General features: G+C 35.2%; 16 protein-coding genes and 1 tRNA gene. 11 read left to right on the top strand and 6 right to left on the bottom strand.

Translation table 11 applies throughout. The features are described from left to right. Positions 1-291 precede the first annotated feature (291 nt). Positions 292-364 (bottom strand) — tRNA-Gln (locus ACFSJT_RS18125). 209 nt (positions 365-573) lie between these two features. Between ACFSJT_RS18125 and ACFSJT_RS18130 the strand changes: the two genes are divergently transcribed. Both ACFSJT_RS18130 and ACFSJT_RS18135 read left to right on the top strand, forming a co-directional pair. After that, positions 574-3,891, top strand: a complete 3,318-nt coding sequence (locus tag ACFSJT_RS18130; RefSeq protein ID WP_378321752.1) for a glycosyltransferase family 117 protein — start codon at positions 574-576, stop codon at positions 3,889-3,891. 39 nt (positions 3,892-3,930) lie between these two features. Then, on the top strand, positions 3,931-4,584 hold the full coding sequence (locus tag ACFSJT_RS18135; RefSeq protein ID WP_378321753.1) for a polysaccharide deacetylase family protein: 654 nt from the start codon (positions 3,931-3,933) through the stop codon (positions 4,582-4,584). On the opposite strand, the gene ACFSJT_RS18140 is transcribed toward ACFSJT_RS18135, so the two are convergent. Further along, positions 4,581-4,877 (bottom strand): thioredoxin family protein, encoded by a 297-nt coding sequence (locus tag ACFSJT_RS18140; RefSeq protein ID WP_378321754.1) that lies wholly within the window; start codon positions 4,875-4,877, stop codon positions 4,581-4,583. The two genes, ACFSJT_RS18135 and ACFSJT_RS18140, sit on opposite strands and share 4 nt — an antisense overlap. Positions 4,878-4,957: 80 nt before the next feature. Next, positions 4,958-6,196 (bottom strand): metallophosphoesterase, encoded by a 1,239-nt coding sequence (locus ACFSJT_RS18145; RefSeq protein ID WP_378321755.1) that lies wholly within the window; start codon positions 6,194-6,196, stop codon positions 4,958-4,960. 397 nt (positions 6,197-6,593) lie between these two features. Between ACFSJT_RS18145 and polA the strand changes: the two genes are divergently transcribed. Further along, positions 6,594-9,419 carry a DNA polymerase I gene (gene polA, locus ACFSJT_RS18150; protein WP_378321787.1) on the top strand — a complete coding sequence of 942 codons (2,826 nt, stop codon included), beginning with the start codon at positions 6,594-6,596 and terminating at the stop codon, positions 9,417-9,419. Between the two features lie 7 nt (positions 9,420-9,426). On the opposite strand, the gene ACFSJT_RS18155 is transcribed toward polA, so the two are convergent. Further along, positions 9,427-10,284 (bottom strand): DUF5694 domain-containing protein, encoded by an 858-nt coding sequence (locus ACFSJT_RS18155; RefSeq protein WP_378321756.1) that lies wholly within the window; start codon positions 10,282-10,284, stop codon positions 9,427-9,429. A gap of 209 nt (positions 10,285-10,493) precedes the next feature. Here ACFSJT_RS18155 and ACFSJT_RS18160 point away from each other — a divergent pair, with 209 nt between their 5' ends. Both ACFSJT_RS18160 and ACFSJT_RS18165 read left to right on the top strand, forming a co-directional pair. Continuing rightward, entirely contained in the window at positions 10,494-11,504 is a 1,011-nt protein-coding gene (locus ACFSJT_RS18160; RefSeq protein ID WP_378321757.1) for a sensor histidine kinase, read from the top strand. Continuing rightward, complete coding sequence (locus ACFSJT_RS18165; RefSeq protein ID WP_378321758.1) at positions 11,501-12,208, top strand: LytR/AlgR family response regulator transcription factor; 708 nt, start codon at positions 11,501-11,503, stop codon at positions 12,206-12,208. The genes ACFSJT_RS18160 and ACFSJT_RS18165 overlap by 4 nt, the downstream gene beginning before the upstream one ends. 46 nt (positions 12,209-12,254) lie before the next feature. Here ACFSJT_RS18165 and ACFSJT_RS18170 read toward each other — a convergent pair whose 3' ends face one another. Continuing rightward, positions 12,255-13,451: a serine hydrolase domain-containing protein gene (locus tag ACFSJT_RS18170; RefSeq protein WP_378321759.1), complete on the bottom strand. Its 1,197-nt coding sequence runs from the start codon at positions 13,449-13,451 to the stop codon at positions 12,255-12,257. Between the two features lie 69 nt (positions 13,452-13,520). Then, positions 13,521-16,223 carry a DUF5916 domain-containing protein gene (locus ACFSJT_RS18175; RefSeq protein WP_378321760.1) on the bottom strand — a complete coding sequence of 901 codons (2,703 nt, stop codon included), beginning with the start codon at positions 16,221-16,223 and terminating at the stop codon, positions 13,521-13,523. Between the two features lie 279 nt (positions 16,224-16,502). Here ACFSJT_RS18175 and rplM point away from each other — a divergent pair, with 279 nt between their 5' ends. From rplM to frr, 6 genes are all read left to right on the top strand, one after another. Continuing rightward, positions 16,503-16,958 (top strand): 50S ribosomal protein L13, encoded by a 456-nt coding sequence (gene rplM, locus ACFSJT_RS18180; protein ID WP_378321761.1) that lies wholly within the window; start codon positions 16,503-16,505, stop codon positions 16,956-16,958. After that, positions 16,958-17,344 (top strand): 30S ribosomal protein S9, encoded by a 387-nt coding sequence (gene rpsI, locus ACFSJT_RS18185; protein ID WP_378321762.1) that lies wholly within the window; start codon positions 16,958-16,960, stop codon positions 17,342-17,344. Before rplM ends, rpsI begins: the two co-directional genes overlap by 1 nt. Before the next feature lie 128 nt (positions 17,345-17,472). After that, on the top strand, positions 17,473-18,309 hold the full coding sequence (rpsB, locus tag ACFSJT_RS18190; protein ID WP_378321763.1) for a 30S ribosomal protein S2: 837 nt from the start codon (positions 17,473-17,475) through the stop codon (positions 18,307-18,309). A gap of 132 nt (positions 18,310-18,441) precedes the next feature. Continuing rightward, positions 18,442-19,263: a translation elongation factor Ts gene (gene tsf, locus ACFSJT_RS18195; protein WP_378321764.1), complete on the top strand. Its 822-nt coding sequence runs from the start codon at positions 18,442-18,444 to the stop codon at positions 19,261-19,263. A gap of 428 nt (positions 19,264-19,691) precedes the next feature. Next, on the top strand, positions 19,692-20,399 hold the full coding sequence (gene pyrH, locus ACFSJT_RS18200) for a UMP kinase (RefSeq protein ID WP_378321765.1): 708 nt from the start codon (positions 19,692-19,694) through the stop codon (positions 20,397-20,399). A gap of 70 nt (positions 20,400-20,469) precedes the next feature. Next, a complete protein-coding gene (frr, locus tag ACFSJT_RS18205) occupies positions 20,470-21,033 on the top strand; it encodes a ribosome recycling factor (RefSeq protein WP_378321766.1) in 564 nt (187 codons plus the stop codon). The last annotated feature ends 56 nt before the right edge of the window (positions 21,034-21,089 follow it).

The raw sequence follows: 21,089 nt of genomic DNA on the forward strand, positions 1-21,089 counted from the left end.
ATCGCTATGGCACACAACCTGAAAAAGCTAAGTTTAAGAGTATAAAACCTCATAAATCCCATAAAACTATCAACTAACTACTATCAACTAACAACTTTTATGAAAGCAAAAGCTTCAAAATAGAAAATAGCTCAAATAAAAAAGACTGCCTAAATGTTTTTAGACAGCCTCTTTTATGTTGGTCTACTAGGGCTCCCTTCGACTATCGCTCAGGATAAACCTCTCGCCCTGAAAACTTTTACCTAAAGAATAAAAAAAAGGAACAACCTTTGATTAGTTGTTCCTTTTATGTTGGTCTACTAGGGCTCGAACCTAGACTCTTCTGGACCAAAACCAGACGTGTTGCCAGTTACACCATAGACCAATGCGTCATTGCGGGTGCAAATTTAAAACTTTCTTTTGGGTCTGCAAACATTTTTAAAAAAATTTATCAATTTAAAATCATAAGAAATAAGAAACCTACACAAAATCTGTGCTATACTATAAACTTCTGTTAAGCGTTTGCTAAAAAAAACAAGGTGAAAGTATTTTTATTACTAAATTCGCCTCACGTTATATAACCTAATACATTTTATGAATACATTCAACTTTACCAAGTGGAATAAAATAATTGGATGGATAGTATTTGCAATCGCCCTTTGCGTATACTCGATCACTGTAGAACCTACAGCAAGTTTTTGGGATGCTGGTGAATACATAGCTACATCTTCAAAATTACAAGTTGGTCATCCACCAGGAGCTCCATTATTTCAAATGATAGGAGCATTTGCATCCGTGTTTACCTCAGACCCTACACAGATTGCACTCATGGTTAATATGACCTCTGCATTTGCCAGTGCTTTTGCTATTTTATTTATGTTTTGGTCTATTACCATTCTTGTAAAAAAACTTATTATTAAAGATGAAGAGTTTACACAAGGTAAAGCTTTTGCTGTTCTAGGAAGTGGTATTGTTGGCTCATTAGCTTTTACCTTTACAGATAGCTTTTGGTTTAATGCAGTAGAGGCCGAAGTTTATGCAATGGCCACGTGTATACTGGCAGTGCTTTTTTATCTTGGTTTGTTATGGGAACGTGACATGCACAAACCTAGAGGTAATAAATGGCTTATCTTGATTTCTTTTATAGTAGGATTATCTTTTGGTGTTCATTTTATGGGGCTCTTATCAATCCCGGCTATTGGACTCCTATATTATTTTAAAAATTACAAAGAAATTACGGTTAAAAATTTTATCATCGCCAACATATCTGTGGTGGCAATACTATTGTTTATTTTTAAATTGCTACTTCCTTCAACACTTAAATTTTTTGGAGCAGCAGAAGTGTTTTTTGTTAACTCAATAGGACTTCCTTTTAATTCGGGAACCATTATTGCAGGACTCGTTATCATCGCAGCATTTTATTTTGGAATCCGATACACTCGCAAAAAAGATTATGTTCAATTAAATACTTTATTACTTTGTGTAATTTTTATTCTTGTTGGATTCTCAAGCTGGGTAATGTTACCTATTCGTGCCAATGCAGGAACTGTGATTAATGAAAACAATCCAAACAATGCCAGAGAACTTTTAGCATATTATAACCTGGAGCAGTATCCCGAAACTCATCTTTTTTACGGTCCGCAGTTTACCGAAATTTATGCTGGTTTAGATCAAGACAATCCCTATGAAGATGATAAGCCTAAGTATGAAAAAGATTTAAAAACCGGAAAATATGTTATAGTAAACGATTGGAAAAATGCAAAGCAAAATCTTGATGATGCCCACAAGGCAATTTTACCAAGAATGTGGAGCACAGAACATATTGCAAATTATATGGAGTTTACCGGGCCGATAAAATTTACTATAAAACCCGAATATCAAAGTGAACAGGAACTTCTTAATGCCGTTACCCAATTTAGAAGGGAGTATGCCAGTGGAAAATTGGATAATAATGATTATCATAAATTTCTACAGTCATTTGGCAACTATATTGATATAGAAAAGCCTTCTTTTTGGGACAATGTTTACTATATGTTCGATTACCAAATGGGATATATGTATTGGCGCTATTTTATGTGGAATTTTGTGGGAAGGCAAGATGACAACCAAGGAAATCTTACCGACTTAGAAGGAAATTGGCTTAGTGGAATCAAATTCATTGATGAAATGCGTTTGGGTTCTCAGGACAATTTACCAAGCGATGCTCTCAACAACAAGGCTCGTAACACCTATTACTTCTTGCCATTATTATTAGGACTTATTGGTTTTGTATTTATGCTTCAGCGAGATAAGAAAAATTTCTGGGTGCTACTTATCTTTTTTTTATTCACCGGCCTTGCCCTAAAAATATATCTAAATGAAAGGCCTTTTGAACCTAGAGAGCGGGATTATGCATTAGTAGGGTCATTTTACGTATTTGCTATTTGGATCGGTTTTGGGGTCTATGCACTTTTTGATTTATTGAAAGGGTACTTAAAACCAAAACTTCTAGCCCCTATTGTAACAGTAGTTTGCCTATTGGCAGTACCTGTAGTTTTGGCTGCAGAGAACTGGGATGATCATGATCGCTCTAATCGATATACAGCACAAGCTATGGCCAAAATGTACTTGCAATCTTGCCAACAAGACGCCATCCTCTTTACCATCGGAGATAATGATACATTTGCTTTATGGTATGCTCAGGAAATAGAGGGATACAGAACCGATGTTCGAACGGTAAATACAAGTCTTTTTGCAACAGACTGGTACATAGATCAAATGAAAAGAGCGGCTTACGAAGGGAAACCTATCCCTTCGCAATTAACTCATGATTTTTATAAATGGGGTAATAATGATGCTGTCTATTACAAACCTGTTACTAATGACACTATGTTAATCAAGAACTGGATGCGGTGGATAGAGACAGACGATCCCAGGACCAAAGGAGATTTACAAAGCGGAAAAAAAGTAAACACCTTTCCTACCAAACATATAAGAATTCCAGTCGATAAAGAAGCGGTGCTTAAAAATGGCATTGTAAAACCAGAAGATGCCGACCTTATTGTACCTTATATAGATATTCATTTAAAAGGAGATCTGTTATTCAAAAACCGCCTGTTAATGCTTGATATTATTGCTAATAATAATTGGGAGCGACCTATCTATTTTACTGGCGGAAGCTATGGTGATGATGACTTTTTGTGGATGAAAGATTATCTTCAATTAGATGGTGTCACCTATAAATTGGTCCCAATTAGAACAAAAATGGATCCTAGAAATCCTTTTGAAATGGGTAGAATTGATACCGATCTGATGTATAAAAATGTGACAAGTTGGGATTGGGGTAACAGTAACGATCCGAACATTTATCATGATCCGGAAACTAGAAAAAATGCGATCACCTACAGAAGCAATCTTGCCCGATTAGTCGAAACACTCATTCAGGAAGGTAAGAAAGATAAAGCTAAAGTAATTATTGATCTGGCAATGGACAAAATGCCTATAGAATACTATGAGTATTACACGCTATTAGAGCCTTATGTAACGGGTTACTATCAGGTAGGCGAAAAACAAAAGGCGCGTGAACTCTGGAATAAGATTGCCAAAAAATATCAAGAAAAGCTAACCTACTTTGGAAGTCTTGAACTTAAAGAGCAATATCGTTACGCAGAAGAAATAGTGACCAACGTAGAACGTTATCGAAGTGTAGTAGATCTATTATTAGTCAATCAAGATCGAGAGATGATAGAAGAAAAAGCAGATGAATTTAATAGGTATATCGGATTATTTACCAGGTTATATTCTGAAGATGAAGGATACGATGAAGAAGAGCTTCGAAAACAAGAAGAAGACCTCATTAAAGAGTTTCAAAATCAAGAAAATCAACTAGAAGATTCTTTGGAAACAATTCCCGAAGATACTATATCACAATAATATTAAGTGAGCCTCTTGGGGCTCACTTTTATTTCTGTCATGGCTCACTTGATTCCATACAAAACCCCGAAAATTCTGAAACAATTTTTTACGACTTATTTATGGGATCTTAACACCCAAAATGAAAAAAAAATCTATCTCACCTTTGATGATGGCCCTATTCCCGAGGTTACCGAGTTTGTATTGGAACAACTGAATAAATACAATGCCAAGGCTACTTTTTTTTGCATCGGAGAGAACATCAAAAAACACCCTGCTATATTCAATAAAATAGTATCAGAGAACCATGCTATTGGAAACCACACCATGAATCATTTAAAATCATGGAAAAACGACACTGAAACGTACCTTAATAACGTTAATGACTGCGAAGATATAATCTCGAAACGATACACCTATCCTGGTTCAGAAAAATTATTTAGACCCCCCTATGGACAGATTAGTTATTCTAAGTTTAAAACCTTAGAAAAACAGGGGTTTAAAATTGTGCTTTGGGACGTATTATCAAAGGATTGGGAGCAAGGTATTTCTCCAGAAGTTTGTTTACAAAATGTTATAGACCATACAGAACAAGGAAGTATTGTCGTTTTTCATGATAGTATCAAGGCCTCTAAAAACCTCACTTTCACTTTGCCAAAGGTCTTAGCTCATTTTTCAGAACGAGGGTTTATTTTCGATAAAATCAGGCTTTAAACGTACTCCTTCATAAGCCCAATCAAAGTATTTGCATCTTGCTCTCCACTTTGTCTCCACACCATCTCCCCTTCTTTGTAGATCATTAGGGTTGGTAATCCTTTTATTCTCAAAGCGGTAGCTAATTCTTCATTCTTATCTACATCTATCTTTATTACTTTCCCTTTATCCCCAAGTGCTGCAGCGACATCTTTCAAGACCGGGTGCATTGCGACAGATGGCTCATTCCATTCAGTATAAAAATCCAGTAAAACTGGAACATCAATACCAATTATATCTCCAAACTTTGACATTGTTCAAAAACTTTTATGTTGCAGTTCATTTATTTATCGATTGACTGCTAAACTGTTGTAAATATAATACTTTCTATTAATTAAGCAGGCTTAGAGCCTTTTCTCAATTCGATTACTGTAATCTCTGGCCAAATTCCCACTCTACCAGGGAATGCATGAAACCCAAATCCGCGGTTTACATTTAGATAACGTCCCATCTCGTCATACATTCCGGCCCACTGTTTATAAACATATTGCACCGGACTCCATTTCACAAACCCGGGAATTTCAATTCCAAATTGAAAACCATGCGTATGACCACTTAATGTTAGATGAAAATGGTCATCATGTTTTTTAACTTCATACTCCCAATGAGAAGGGTCATGACTCAATAAAATTTTGAAATCTTCTTTAACCACCCTTTCAGAAGCCTTCATTAAATCTCCAGCCTTTTTAAAATTATGCCCCCAATTTTCTACACCAATTATAGCAATTCTTTCACCTTCTTTTTCGACAAACGTACTATCATTAAGTAACAGATTAAAATCAATTTTATTATGAATGTCTTTTATCGCCTGAAAATTAGCTTCCTTTGCCTCCTGGCTTTCCCAAGTAACGTATTCTCCATAATCGTGATTGCCCAATACTGAATATTTACCAAACTCTGGAGTTTTTATACGTTTAAATGTATCAATCCAGTCATCCATCTCTTCTGCTATCGTATTTACTATATCGCCAGTAAACAGAATAAGATCGGTTTCCTGTTCATTGATTAAATCTACAGCGTATTCAATTTTATTTGAATCATCGAAGCTGCCAGAATGTATGTCTGAAATCTGAGTAATACGAAAGCCATCAAATGCATCTGGAAGATCCTCAAAATACAAGACATGGCTTATGACTTTAAAATTATATTTACCCCTAAAAATTCCGTGAAGTAATCCTGCAAAAGGGATTGCTGCTACGCCCAATGCAATTTGGCTTATAAACTTTCTGCGATCGGGTAAATATTGCGTAGCTGTTCCTTCAAAAAATGTATTGGTAAGATAGGTATATCCTGCAATGCATAATCTTATAATATCCTCTCCAAACATAAAAAGAACAATGATAAGTTTAGGTACAATAGAGAGGAGTAACATTCCGCTTGCCCTTAGGGTGTATTTTGTCGGCCCTATACTACGATCGTAATTTGCAAAAATGTAAATAACATAACCCAAAATCAGTACAGAAAACAATACATATCCAATCTGTACAATATGATTTTTGGAAATCGTTTTAATTGCCTGAAAAGCATAAAACTCAAGCAATAGATATAAAAGTATAGGAATTAACCAACGCATAATTCATTCTAATTCGTTAACATAGCAAAACTATCTCTCCTTTTTAATATGTCGTTATTTTTAAGTAAAAATTAACGATACAACAAATTAAACGATAAAAAGCGTTAAAAACACTACATTCGTAACTCATAAATCTTAATAATTTCTTTTAGAAGTAAAATTTTTATTTGTACCTTCGAACAATAATTCCTAGTGATTTGCAGTTTCTTTAAAAAAGAATCTTTAATATATAAACAATTACTATCGTATTTATAGCAGTTGATACATTGTTATCAATTTTATTTTGGGGCGAAATGCCGTCAGGTCTTGACGGCATTTCTTTTTTATATTTATTATATTATTTCACACCCAATTGATCAATCTTCTTTTTATATTGCATTTTTAAAATTTTACTCATATCATGTCACAAAAACGTCTTTTTCTTCTGGATGCTTACGCCCTTATTTTTAGAGGATATTATGCGCTTATTAAAAATCCAAGAATCAACTCGAAGGGCCAGGACACCTCTGCTATCATGGGTTTTGTAAACTCTCTATTTGATGTCATTAAAAGAGAGAAACCAGATCATTTGGCTGTAGCTTTTGATAAAGAAGGAAGTAAAGATCGCCTAGAGATATTTCCAGAATATAAAGCAAATCGTGACGAAACCCCTGAAGCGATTCGAATTGCAGTTCCTATCATTCAAGAAATTTTGAAAGCGATGCATATCCCGATCATAGAACGTGCTGGCGTCGAGGCAGATGATTTAATAGGAACTATTGCCAAACAGGCCGAAAAAGAAGGATATCAAACTTTTATGGTTACTCCAGATAAGGATTATGCACAATTAGTTTCAGAAAATATTTTTATGTACCGCCCTGCAAGAATGGGAAATGGGATTGAAATATGGGGAATCCCGGAAGTACAAAAAAGATTTGAAGTAGAAAGACCAGAGCAAGTGATTGATTATTTGGGAATGATGGGAGATGCTGTAGATAATATTCCGGGGCTACCGGGTGTGGGTGACAAGACAGCCAAAAAATTTATTGCAGAATATGGTTCTATGGAGGGGCTACTATCTAATACCGATAAGCTAAAGGGAAAAATGAAAGAAAAAGTTGAAGCCAATGCCGAATTGGGCCTTCTTTCAAAAAAATTAGCGACTATTATTATTGATTGTGATGTTACTTTTAATGCCGATGATTACGAACTCTCTGAGCCGGATGCAAAAAAAGTACAAGAAATATTCGAAGAACTTGAGTTTAGAAGATTGAAAGACCAGTTTATCAAAATTTTTTCGGGAGAAGACACCAGTACGACTCAGGTTACCAGTACTCCAACTGCCAAAAAACAAGCCAAACAAGCAGGAGCGGGTCAATTTTCTTTATTTGAAGGTGATAATGTGACCGAGATTGATTCTTATTCCAGTAAGAAAACAATTGCCAACACCGAGCATTTCTATCAAAGCGTTGCACCAGGGATGGCCATGAAGCTATTCCTGCAAAATGTATTGAAACAAGAAAATGTGTGTTTTGATACAGAAACCACAGGGCTAGATCCCTTGGTTGCTGAATTAGTAGGAATTGCCTTTTCCTGGGAAGCAACAAAAGGATTTTATATTCCCTTTCCAGAAGATCGTAATGAGGCCCAGGAACTTATCGAGCAACTTCGACCATTCTTTGAAGCTGAAAACATCACAAAAATTGGTCAGAATCTTAAATACGACATTAAAGTATTAGCAAAATATAATGTAGAAGTAAAAGGCAAACTATTCGATACCATGCTTGCTCATTATCTTATCAATCCAGACATGCGCCACAATATGGATGTACTTGCCGAGACGTATCTTAACTATACACCAGTTTCGATTACAGAACTAATTGGTAAAAAAGGAAAAAACCAGCTTTCTTTTAGACAAGTACCTATAGATCAACAGACAGAATATGCCGTGGAAGACGCCGATATCACTTTTCAATTAAAAGAGCATTTTGCACCTGAACTTAAGGAAGCTAAAACCGTTTCTTTATTCGAAGATATTGAAATTCCATTACTCAGAGTTTTGGCAGATATGGAAATTGAAGGGATTAATCTGGATAAAGAATTTCTTCAATCTCTTTCTCAAGAATTAGACGAAGATATAAAAACACTAGAAAGTAAAATTTATACAGAAGCCGGTGAAGAATTTAATATCGCTTCACCAAAACAGCTAGGTGTGATCCTATTTGAAAAAATGAAATTGGTAGACAAGCCCAAAAAGACCAAGACCGGCCAATATTCTACTGCCGAAGACGTATTGTCCTACCTCGCCAAAGATCATGAGATCATACAAGATATCCTGGACTATCGTGGTTTATCGAAATTGAAAAGCACATATGTTGATGCACTACCAACTCAAGTAAATGAAGCCACCGGAAGGGTGCATACCGATTATATGCAAACCGTTGCAGCTACAGGGCGGTTAAGTTCTAATAATCCAAATTTACAAAACATTCCTATTAGAACCGAACGAGGACGACAAGTGCGCAAAGCATTTATCCCGAGAAACAAAGAATATACTTTACTCGCTGCCGATTATTCGCAGATAGAACTGCGTATTATTGCGGCGTTGAGTGAAGAAGAAACGATGATCGAAGCCTTTAAAAATGGTGAAGACATTCACGCTTCTACCGCGGCAAAAGTGTTTAATGTTCCTATTGACAAAGTAAGCCGGGAGCAACGAAGTAACGCCAAAACGGTAAATTTTGGTATTATTTATGGAGTTTCAGCTTTTGGATTGAGTAATCAAACTACCCTGTCACGTAGTGAAGCCAAAGAATTAATTGACACCTATTATAAAACCTATCCCAAACTACGTAACTACATGAGTGAGCAAGTAGATTTTGCTCGCGAAAATGGATATGTTCAAACGGTACTGGGAAGACGTCGTTATTTAAAAGACATCAACTCTGCAAACGCCGTAGTGCGCGGAGCAGCAGAACGAAATGCCGTTAATGCTCCAATACAAGGCAGTGCTGCAGATATCATTAAAATAGCGATGATCAATATTCATAAAAAATTGAAAGAAGGAAACTACAAAACAAAAATGCTGCTACAAGTACATGACGAATTGGTTTTTGATGTCTTCAAGACGGAACTCGAAGACATCAAAAAACTCATTAAAACAGAAATGGAAAATGCGTATAAACTTGATGTGCCTTTAGATGTAGATTTGGGGTTAGGTGATAATTGGTTGGAGGCGCATTAAGATTGTTCTACTCCATTATATCTTTCAACTCCACAGTTTTCCAATCTGGATTGTAGGAAATTAAATTTTCGAATACAGCAATGTGACTGGCACCCATCAAAACCATTATCCGTTCATCCTCGGGCTGCGTATATTTTTGCATAATGCTATATGAATAGATGTTGCGTTTTAACCATTCTGAGCCTAAAAATGCTCCTACATGACTTTCAACATCACCAGCCTGAGTAGCTTTGCTTATATACCATCCTAAATCTGATTTTCTTCGTTCTTTATCGTTTAAAGCGTATAAAATATCTTTAAGTGGTGTTTTGTGGTACACAAGGGTGTTGTACTCTTTTTCATAATTTTTAATATCGTTTTCAAATTCTAAAATTAAGGCCTCCTGATTCGTAGCTTTCATTACTTTCATCAAACTATCATACGGAAACGATGTTTCTCTATAATCTATTCCATATACCTTATTGTGATCTAGTTTTTTAGCCACTTTAAATCCGAGTTGCAGAATCTCATTTCTGCTTTTCTGTCCCCAATCTGATGTCCTATATAAATTGTAAATAGAATCTAGTTTGGGTTGATAAGCTGTCGTTCTTTCGACAAAAATTTTGGAGGGATTGAACGCTACTATTTTAGTTACAATTTCATCAAGCTCGCGTTGATATTGATCAGACAAAATGTCTATTTCGTCTGTCTGGGCTACGTCAAGATCTGCTTGTTGATAATTACCCCAATGCGAAGTTCCAACCAATAAAACTTTTACTTTTGTGGGCGTTTCAATTTCTCTATGATTTTCGTGCTGTGATTCTTTTTTAGATTGCGCATTACATGATGTAATAATCATTACCAGGATTAACAATAGCTTTCTCATAATATATAAATTTAGATTTTATAAAAGTCAAACATATTCAGTAGCGGTCAGAAGAATCGATTTTTTAGATGAAGTATAATTTTCACTTGATGAAATTATATCTGTACCTCATTTCAGATTTTGTCATGTAAAAATTGATATTGATCGAAAAAAAGAAGGGAGTCATCCTAAATCAATAGATAAATTGATTAAAAGAATACCTTTACGCCATGTTTTTTAAAAAAGAATGGAAATATCATTTAGTCCTTGCTCTAATTCTCATAGGCTTGGAAATTATGAAGATGTTGCTTACCCAAGAGTTGAATATTACGAAAAGCTTTGATACAAGTCACTTATGGTTAAGAGCTACATTTATAATATCATGTACGGTGATCTATTTCACAAATTTTAAGTTAGTATGCCCAAGATTTCTGAAAAAAAACACCTTAACTCAATTTTTTATTTCAGTACCAGTTCTCATTTTTACTTTTGCGGCGGTTCGATATGTACTTGAAGAAATCATTGTTTTTGAAATTACCGGTCAGCATAATTATTATGAAGAAAGCAGAAGGTTTTGGTATTATATTGTTGACAATTCTTATTTTGCCCTACCTCCTATTTTGTACAGCACCATGGTATACTTGGTTTTAAAGCTTATTGAAGATAAGGATCTAAACAAAGCAGAGCTTGATTTATTAAAATCACAAATAAGTCCGCATTTCTTATTTAATACACTAAATGCATTTTATGTAGAATTGATCGATGATAAACCCAAAGTAGCAAAAGATATACATAAATTATCAGAATTATTGCGCTATGTAACCTATGACTCAAAACAAGATTTTGTTTCTTTACAAAGTGAAATACAATTTTTGAAAGATTATATTCATTTTTTCAATAAACGATTCGAAGAAGAACTCTCTATTCAATTTTTGATTACAGGAAGCATTCAGAACCAACAAATACCATCTTTGGTACTCATTCATTTTGTTGAAAATTTATTTAAGCATGGTGTTGTTAACGATAAAAACAATCCTGCTGAAATAAAGATTACAATAACCGATAAATACCTAACTTTAAAAACCAGAAACAAGATTTTGTCTTCAGAAAAATATATGGACTCGGGCATAGGAACAGAAAATATAAGGAGAAGGTTGAATGCAATTTTTAATATGAGATATACTATGCAGAGTAAAACCGAGAAACATTACTTTTTTACGTATTTAAAAATACCTCTATGAATACGATCAGATGTGTCATTGTAGACGACGAACCCCCCGCAATTCGGTTGCTAAAGAAATATGTTGAAAAAGTTTCGTTTCTAGAATTAGTGACAACGACGACTAATCCTTTGGCAGCATTACAAATTCTTGAACAGGAAGAAGTTGATTTAGTCTTTTTGGATATTCAAATGCCTAATCTAACGGGGATTCAACTTTCAAAAATTATTAAGAAACAGATCAAAATTATCTTTACTACCGCGTATCCGCAATTTGCCTTAGAAAGTTATGATCTTAATGCTACCGACTATCTACTGAAGCCTTTTGACTTTGAAAGGTTCTATAAAGCCATAAAAAAAGTTACATTAGATGGAAAATCCCTAACAAATCAGAATTTGATTAACGACTTTGTGTTTGTAAAAACCGATGGAAAAAATAACTTCAAAAAAATAAAGATCAGTGAAATCTTGTACATTGAAGGTTTAAAGAATTACATCGCATTGCATCTAAAAAACAATCAAATTATAACCTATAACACCCTTAAAGGTATCAAAGACAGTTTACCAAGTACAGATTTTGTTCAGATTCATAAATCATTCATTATTTCAATACATCATATAGAAAAAACAACCTCGTCTACAATATTGATCAATAACAAAGAATTGCCCATTGGAGATACATTCAGAGTAAAGTTATTTGAGCTATTAAACAGCTACAAACTATAGTTTTTCGAAGGTAAGTCTATTAAAATTTTTGTTGGTTTATATAGACTTAGTGTTGTGACATAGCATCCAAATAAAAATCATAATAATTCAAAAACGTAGGAATCACAGGACCGTTAAAAGGGTTTGGGCCGTTAAACAGAACACACATAGCGATATTATTTTCAGGATCTACTACCAATTGGGTTTTATATTGATTTACATTCCCGCCGTGATAAATAATTCTTCTTCCCCGATAGTCCAATACTCGCCATCCCAAAGCGTAATATGAATCGGTAACACCATCCCACAAGTTAACATAAGTATCTTCGTCGCTCGTACAAATAACAGGATTAAAAATATCTCCCAGACTTTGCCTAGAAATTATATCAGGACGATACCCTAACAATATTTTTAAGTACGCTCCCATATCAGAAATAGAAGCATTGATCCCGCCAGCAGCTGCAACATTATAGTAATTCTTATGTAATCTATCCAGTCTATATTTTTCTGAATAGTGATTATAAGAATGTGGTAAAGCAACATTATCATTGTTTTTGATAGCCTCGTAAGTGCTTGAAGCAGTATTCATTCCAGCAGGACCAAAAACTCGCTCTCTGAGCAATGTATCAAAAGATTTTTCAGTTTGATTTTCCATAATTTTTTCGATCACTGAAAAGATTGCGTTTTGATATTCGTAGTCTACTCCTTCTCTGGCAACCACACCTTTTCCTTTAAATCTCCTTATTATTTGATCTAGAGTTAATCCATTTTGTATCAATCTGGTATAGGTATATGGGTATAATCCAGTAGTATGAGACAGTAGATGATTTACCTTTAGTCTGCTGGCCTGATCACGATCTCTTAGATCAAATGACTTTATGGACTTCTTAACATTTTGATCCCATTTCAGCTCTTCATTATCAACAAGGTTACCTGCAAGAACTGCAGTTACGCCTTTTGACAAACTGGCTATTCTAAAAACGGTATGTACATCAACAGAATCTTGAGTATCTATTTTTTTTACACCAAAACCCTTTTTGTAAATAATCGTAGAATCTTTAACGATTACCACTGCTGCTCCAGGACATTCTGAGACATTAAAATTAGTAGCAAAAAACTTTTCGTAATGCTCTAAAAAGAAGGATAACGAATCCTGTTCTGAATTGATAGGTGCTTCTTCTACAATGCTTACTTTTTCTTTTGGTTTTGAAGTATTACAAGACATTAAGAAAATGCCAATACAACATGCGTAAAAATATTTCATAGGACCACAAATCTAGGTAGTCGCAAAATACATTTAAAATATTAGTACATAAAAATCTTTTTTATAAACTTATAATACAAATCGGTACGTAGCCTTAATTAAAAATGTATTTTCCGGTTGCTGATCTAAAATTTGATTATTTAAGCTTCGAAATAAATGATCTCCAGGATCTCCACCACCTGTTACACCTTGCGACCAGACTAAGAATATCTCTGATCCCGGGATGTATTCCCATCGAAGCACTAAGTTAGACCGAAACTGCACAAAAGCAAAATCCGGATTGTCAATGGTATAGTCTGTAGTTCCGTTTCTGTCTTCATCGATCGAATACACATCATCTGCAAAAGAGATCTGCTCCTGATCGTATACAGTGACACGCTCACCAAGATCTCTGGCAATTGGATTATTAACGAAATTAAAATCAGTATATCTACCTCTTGATATAAAAGGCTCACCGTAGTACTGTATGGTAAGGTTAGGATTGATATTATAATTTAAACGAATACTTGTACTTAATGTTTGTTGATCAATATTTGCTGTTATGTACCTCGGACTTCCATTAAAATCAGTTTCAGTTACATATTGAGTTTTGTTGGGGTTTAACCTAAACTCTGGATTGAGTGAGATGCTCAAAGCATCAAAAGGCTGGTATCTTAACCTCACCACGTAACGTTGAAATGCAAAATTATTCTGTTGTGCCCAAGTGTTTACATGTCCTACAGTGAAATTAAATTTCTTTCGGTTATCCGAACCAAAAAACAGAAAGACAAAATTCTCATCAGAAAAACGCCATCTGGGGCCACCTTGCAAGAAGGTATTGGTAAAAATCCTTGGCTTATGTCCGAAACCTACTTCTGTCCACCAATTATTGGTATAATTAATATAACCATTCAATTCGTACTGGATACGATTATAATTTCCTTCAAAATCAAAGGTTGAAAATTGTTCAGCAAAAATATTTGCTCTTCTATAGAGCTTGGTGGGTTTCAGAAACAAATATCTAATATTCGCAAATTGTCGTATTTCGTCTGTTTGTCTCAAAAAACCGATATCATTAAGTTCTAATTCTGGAGAACGCCAAAAGACACCTGTAGTGTATCTCCAGTTACCACCTCCAGATTTTCCACCTACGAATTTACCTCCGGTACCAGTAAGGGATGTTCTGTTGGGATCAACTCGCACATGATCGGCATCTGGTCGTTGAAAATTATGGGTAAGCTCCCTTTGCGTTTCTTCAATCGCTTCTTTTGAGCCTTCTACATGACTAGCAATAAGATTTCCCTCAATATAGTATTTTCTATCCTTCCAGTTGTGTCGAAAATCCAGACCTCCAGAGTATGCAGACTTTCTCAAATTATTTAAATTATTCTCTCTGGTACCTAAAAGCTCTGATGTTTCATCTGTATTTGGATCATCGCTGTCAATTTCAAAAGCATCTCCCAAATTACGCTTTGTAGCTGTAAAAATTCCTCCGATGTAGGTATTACGTTCATTGAAGTCCTTTTGGGCTCTTGCAACAAAGTAATTCGTAAGAGGTTCTACAATAGCCTCTCTTGTGTTTCCATTTTCATCTTCTATTTTAGCGATTTCCCTTTCGGTTATGCTCTCGAGAATCCCAAGAGACCATCCGTTTTTTGTTTTACCACTAAATTTGGCTGCTCCCAGGATAGTAGTATTATTAGGCCGATCAACAAACTCACCATCCAATTGGTTTATCGAGCCCTGAGGGTTTCTACCGATTCTCCGCGAATAAAATACATTATCCTGACCGTTTGCAAACCGATAGTCAAATATATTCTTGTTCTCTACAAAAAACGGTCGCTGTTCTCGAAAGAAAATCTGAAAACCATCTAAAGCAATAGCTGCCGGATCGGCTTCTACCTGCCCAAAATCTGGATTTACGGTTAAGTCTAACGTTAAATCATTGGTAATTCCTATTTTAGCATCTAACCCCCCATTCAATTTAAATTCTTCTCCATCACGAAAAGGATTACCTTGTTCTTTGGGAAAGGTATCAAATTGTGTCACTGCAAAAGGCTGAATTTCTAATTGATGCTGTGGTTCAATGTCGATTAGACCATGTAGTTCTCCAAATTCGCTTACCCATCCTGGGGCATCTTGCGGAATACGCTGCCACACAGAGCGTTCTTCTTCCCTAAAAAATCTCCGGTTCACCTGAAGTCCCCATATCTGCTCCTTACTTTTACCAAATTTTAATTGACTTAAAGGGATTTTTACTTCGGCAGTCCAACCTTCTTCATCAATATTAGTAGCGGTATACCAAATTGGGTTCCAACTACCATCCCAGTTATCACCATTTTGAGAAATAAACTCGTCTCCTTTTACCCCAGCAGCGGTAATAGTAAAAGAAAATCCGGTTCGTTTATCATGATATGTATCCAAGTTAATCTCTACCCAGTCTCCAGCAAAGCCATCTCGTCTTGATAATCTCTTTTCAATCTTAGCAGGATCAGAATCGTAACATCGATAAGCTACGTAAAGATATTTTTGATCATATAGTATTTTAAATTTGGTTTGGTCACTGGGAGGAGTATTTTCATCAGGTTCATTCTCTATAAAATCACTTGTCCAATCTACCAAATCCCAACTAGATTCATGTACAAGGCCATCTATTGTGGGTGCTTCTGACCCCTTAAGAGGTTTTGTAGTATAAATTCTTTTTTTAACAACTGTTGCAGTTTTAGTTGAATCTTGGGCATAAACAAATATTGGTACTAGAAAAAGTGCCAGATAAAGGCATGAATACTTCATGATGATTAGATGTTTGATGATTGATATACCTAAGATGATATAAATTACTATTGTTTGTCACACTTTTGATGGTTTTTTAGTAAAAAATTAACACCAAAGCCGTATTCTACTGTAAAAAATAAACAAATCAATATCATGTCTGGTGATGTCTCTGAAAACCAACGAATCCCACTTCAAAAATAATATCAATTTGCGGTTTGCTATATAAATATATAATTGTACATTTGCACCCCTATTTTATATAGGAAAAGGAATGTTTAATACGTAAAATTAATTAGTGTGGACACATTAAGTTACAAAACAGTATCTGCCAATAAAGCCACCGTTTCGAAGGAATGGTTGCATGTAGATGCTGAAGGACAGACTTTAGGACGTCTTTCTTCTGTAGTAGCTATACTACTTAGAGGTAAGCACAAACCTAACTTTACCCCACACGTTGATTGCGGTGATAATGTAATCATTACCAACGCAGAGAAAATCAACTTAACAGGAAAAAAGTGGACAGATAAATCGTATATCCGTCACACTGGATATCCTGGAGGGCAAAGAAGTCTTACTGCTCAGGAATTGTTTGAAAAAAACCCAGAGCGTTTAATCGAAAAAGCGGTAAAAGGAATGCTGCCTAAAAACAAATTAGGAGCAGTTTTATTCCGTAATTTAAAGGTTTATGCCGGAGCAGAACATAACCAAGATGCTCAAAAACCTAAAACTGTTAACTTAAAAGAATTTAAGTAATGGAAGTTATTCACAAGATTGGTCGTAGAAAAACGGCTGTAGCCAGAGTCTATCTTAAAGATGGATCTGGAAAAATTACGGTTAATAAAAAGGACCTTAATGAGTATTTCACTACGGCTACTTTACAATACAAAGTAAATCAACCTCTTACTTTAACGAGTAATGAAGATAAATACGATGTAAACGTAAATGTATATGGTGGTGGAGTTACAGGTCAGGCTGAAGCTGTTCGATTAGCAATATCTAGAGCCATGTGCGAGATAGATGCAGAAAACAGATTGATCCTTAAACCTGAAGGTTTATTGACCAGAGACCCAAGAATGGTAGAGCGTAAGAAATTCGGTCAGAAGAAAGCTCGTAAGAAATTCCAGTTTTCTAAACGTTAATTTATTAAAACAGTATTTGTTGTTACCTCTTTATGACAGAGGGTTAGTTTAGCATCTAAATGTCCAAGGCCGTACATAAGTAGCCACTTGAGCATTGCTAATTCAACAGAACGTAAACTATTACAAAAATGGCAAACAATATCGAAGTAAAAGAATTACTTGATGCAGGTGTACACTTTGGACACCTTACAAGAAGATGGGATCCTAATATGGCCCCATATATTTATATGGAGCGTAATGGTATTCACATCATTAACCTATATAAAACGGCTGCAAAAATTGAAGAGTCTAGCGAGGCTTTAAAAAAGATTGCAGCGTCCGGCAGAAAAATCCTTTTTGTTGCGACCAAGAAACAAGCTAAAGAAATCGTAGCCGAAAAAGCAAGCAAAGCAAACCAGCCTTATATTACAGAAAGATGGCCAGGTGGTATGCTTACTAACTTTGTTACTATTCGTAAAGCAGTAAAGAAAATGGCTGCTATCGATAGAATGAAGAAAGACGGTACCTTTAACACATTATCTAAGAAAGAACGTTTACAAGTAGACCGTTTGAGAGCTAAATTAGAAAAGAACCTTGGTTCTATCTCTGATATGACTCGTCTACCTGGGGCATTATTTGTTGTAGATATTACTCGCGAACACATCGCAGTAAAAGAAGCTCAAAAATTAAACATTCCGATTTTCGCGATGGTAGATACCAATTCTGATCCACGTCAGGTTGACTATCTAATCCCAGCGAATGATGATGCTTCAAAATCTATAGACAAAGTAATGACTTATGTTTCTGATGCCATCATAGAAGGCTTAAGTGAAAGAAAAGCCTCAAAAGATGCACCTAAAAAGGATGATACTGAATCTAAAGCGGAAACCAAAACAAAGGCTAAAGCTCCAGCAAAAGCTGAAAAAGCTGAAGTAAAAGTTGAGGAACCAGTAGTTTCTGAAGCAGCAAAGCAAGAGGAAGAATAAACAGATTGGCCGTTTAACAATCTACAGTTAAACATAAAATTGATGAGTCGTTTGGTTCTTTACTTTTGCAGTACAAACTAAACGGCTCGTTTTTTATACAAAAACACACTACAACATTTAATATTTAAAAATATGGCAAAGATTACAGCCGCAGAAGTAAATAAATTAAGAAAAGCCACAGGTGCAGGTATGATGGATTGTAAAAAAGCACTTGTAGAAGCTGATGGGGATTTTGACAAAGCCATCGAAATCTTAAGAAAAAAAGGTCAGAAAGTTGCTGCAAACAGAGCTGACAGAGACTCTACTGAAGGTGCCGTTATAGCAAAAGTTAATGATGCAAAAAACAAAGGTGTAATCGTTTCTCTCAACTGTGAGACAGACTTTGTTGGAAAAAACGAAACTTTCGTTTCTTTAGCTCATGAACTGGCTGAACTAGCATTAACTGCTTCTTCAAAAGAAGATTTACTTGCTAAAGATTTTAATGGTATTTCTGTTCAAGATAAATTAACAGAACAAACCGGAGTTATAGGAGAAAAAATCGAAATTGGTGATTTTAGAATTCTAGAAGCTCCTTTTGTTGGTTCTTACATTCACGCTGGTAACAAAATTGGTGTGTTAACAGGTCTTTCTGGTGCTACAGATGGTGCAGAAGTAGTTGCGAAGGATGTGGCAATGCAGGCTGCCGCAATGAATCCAGTAGCATTAAACGAAGATGGTGTTGATCAGTCAATTATCGAAAAAGAAATCGAAATTGCAAAAGACCAACTACGTCAAGAAGGAAAGCCAGAAGCAATGTTAGACAACATCGCTAAAGGTAAAATCAAGCGTTTCTTTAAAGACAACACCTTAGTAAACCAAGCCTTTATTAAAGATAATAAGCAGAGTGTTGCCGATTATGTAAAAACTCTTGGTGATGTATCTGTTGTTGCTTTTGAAAGAGTAGCTTTAGGATAAACCAAAAATACAAGTGATTTCTTGGTAATCACGAAAAATTAAAAACCGCTTCTAATAATTTAGAAGCGGTTTTTTCTTCCTCATTTTTCAAAATATTTTTTTGACAATGCTTTCAACAATACAAAACCTTGAATCTTATCAAGATCTCGCCCCCAAAATAAAGACCAACTCCCCAATCAGTCTAAACAAATGTTTAAGCACCATTTCAAAAATATTTCTCATCCCCCTCATTTTTTTTGTTCTCCACAAGGCAAACGTATAACATTATTCAACGCCAATCAACACTTTGTATAGGGGAAAAAAACCCATTTTTAAAGGGGTTTTTTAATTTCTCGAATACCTCTAAAACCAAAAAGTACACCTTTGTAACCTAAACTATTTTGTAAATTAAGAATATCATTATATTTGCATCACAGTTAAACCTTGCAATGAAATACAAAAGAATATTACTAAAATTATCTGGTGAAGCCCTTATGGGTGAACGCCAATATGGTATCGATCCAAAAAGATTGGCCGAATATGCAAATGAAATCAAACAAATCACAGATAAGGGAGTTGAAGTAGCCATAGTTATCGGAGGAGGTAATATTTTTAGAGGAGTTGCCGGAGCTAGCAAAGGAATGGACAGAGTACAAGCAGATCATATGGGAATGCTAGCAACCGTTATCAATGGATTAGCATTACAAAGTGCTCTTGAAGATGCCGAAATCCCTACTAGATTACAATCTGCTATAAAAATAAATGAAGTTGCAGAACCTTTTATTAAAAGACGAGCATTAAGACATCTTGAAAAGGGAAGAGTGGTTATTTTTGGAGGAGGAACAGGAAATCCTTATTTCACTACAGACTCTGCCGCCGTACTTAGAGCAATAGAAATTAATGCCGATGTCATCTTAAAAGGAACCAGAGTAGACGGAATTTACACTTCGGATCCCGAAAAAAATGCCGATGCAACTAAATTTGATTTTATATCATTTGATGATGTATTGCGTAAGGGACTTAAGGTGATGGACACAACAGCATTTACTTTGAGTCAGGAAAACGAATTACCAATCATCGTTTTTGATATGAATAAAGCAGGGAATTTACTTAAAGTAGTTTTAGGAGAATCTGTTGGTACACAGGTAAACCTTTAATGATTATCGCTTATTCTAAAGAACACAAGAAACTAATTTTTTGATCAGTTAAATAGAAAAGAATTAAGAAATGAAAGAAGAAATAAATTTTATTCTAGATTCAACTAAAGAAGCAATGCAAAATGCTATTACTCATTTAGAAAAAAAATTACTCAATATTAGGGCTGGAAAAGCTTCACCTGCAATGCTTGGTGGTGTTATGGTCGAATATTACGGCTCTCCTACTCCGTTAAATCAAGTAGGAAACATTACAACACCCGATGCTCGTACCATCACAATTCAACCCTTCGAAAAATCTCTTATTCCAGAAATTGAAAAAGGAATTCAAGTGGCCAATCTAGGGTTTAATCCTATGAATAATGGCGAAAGCGTTATTATTAATGTTCCTCCTTTAACTGAAGAACGGCGTAGAGAACTTGTAAAACAAGCAAAATCTGAGGCCGAAGACTCTAAAATTGGAGTACGAAATGATCGTAAAAGCGCTAATAATGAGATCAAAAAACTAGAAAAAGATGGGCTATCCGAAGATATGGCAAAGAATGCTGAAGTAGACATTCAGGAGCTCACTGATTCTTTTATCCAAAAGATTGATGACATGTTCAGTGTTAAAGAAAAAGAAATCATGACGGTTTAACATTTTCTAAATACACTAATAATATAAAAAAGCGTTTTCTTTGTGGAAACGCTTTT

The organism is Aquimarina celericrescens (assembly GCF_042682765.1).
In the GTDB taxonomy this organism is placed as follows: domain Bacteria; phylum Bacteroidota; class Bacteroidia; order Flavobacteriales; family Flavobacteriaceae; genus Aquimarina; species Aquimarina celericrescens.

Bases quoted from the DNA above. Each gene is read 5' to 3' on its own strand.
- ACFSJT_RS18130 (WP_378321752.1), top strand. From the start codon at position 574: ATGAATACATTCAACTTTACCAAGTGGAATAAAATAATTGGATGGATA.
- ACFSJT_RS18135 (WP_378321753.1), top strand. From the start codon at position 3,931: ATGGCTCACTTGATTCCATACAAAACCCCGAAAATTCTGAAACAATTT.
- ACFSJT_RS18140 (WP_378321754.1), bottom strand. From the start codon at position 4,877: ATGTCAAAGTTTGGAGATATAATTGGTATTGATGTTCCAGTTTTACTG.
- ACFSJT_RS18145 (WP_378321755.1), bottom strand. From the start codon at position 6,196: ATGCGTTGGTTAATTCCTATACTTTTATATCTATTGCTTGAGTTTTAT.
- ACFSJT_RS18155 (WP_378321756.1), bottom strand. From the start codon at position 10,284: ATGAGAAAGCTATTGTTAATCCTGGTAATGATTATTACATCATGTAAT.
- ACFSJT_RS18160 (WP_378321757.1), top strand. From the start codon at position 10,494: ATGTTTTTTAAAAAAGAATGGAAATATCATTTAGTCCTTGCTCTAATT.
- ACFSJT_RS18165 (WP_378321758.1), top strand. From the start codon at position 11,501: ATGAATACGATCAGATGTGTCATTGTAGACGACGAACCCCCCGCAATT.
- ACFSJT_RS18170 (WP_378321759.1), bottom strand. From the start codon at position 13,451: ATGAAATATTTTTACGCATGTTGTATTGGCATTTTCTTAATGTCTTGT.
- ACFSJT_RS18175 (WP_378321760.1), bottom strand. From the start codon at position 16,223: ATGAAGTATTCATGCCTTTATCTGGCACTTTTTCTAGTACCAATATTT.
- rpsI (WP_378321762.1), top strand. From the start codon at position 16,958: ATGGAAGTTATTCACAAGATTGGTCGTAGAAAAACGGCTGTAGCCAGA.
- rpsB (WP_378321763.1), top strand. From the start codon at position 17,473: ATGGCAAACAATATCGAAGTAAAAGAATTACTTGATGCAGGTGTACAC.
- tsf (WP_378321764.1), top strand. From the start codon at position 18,442: ATGGCAAAGATTACAGCCGCAGAAGTAAATAAATTAAGAAAAGCCACA.
- pyrH (WP_378321765.1), top strand. From the start codon at position 19,692: ATGAAATACAAAAGAATATTACTAAAATTATCTGGTGAAGCCCTTATG.
- frr (WP_378321766.1), top strand. From the start codon at position 20,470: ATGAAAGAAGAAATAAATTTTATTCTAGATTCAACTAAAGAAGCAATG.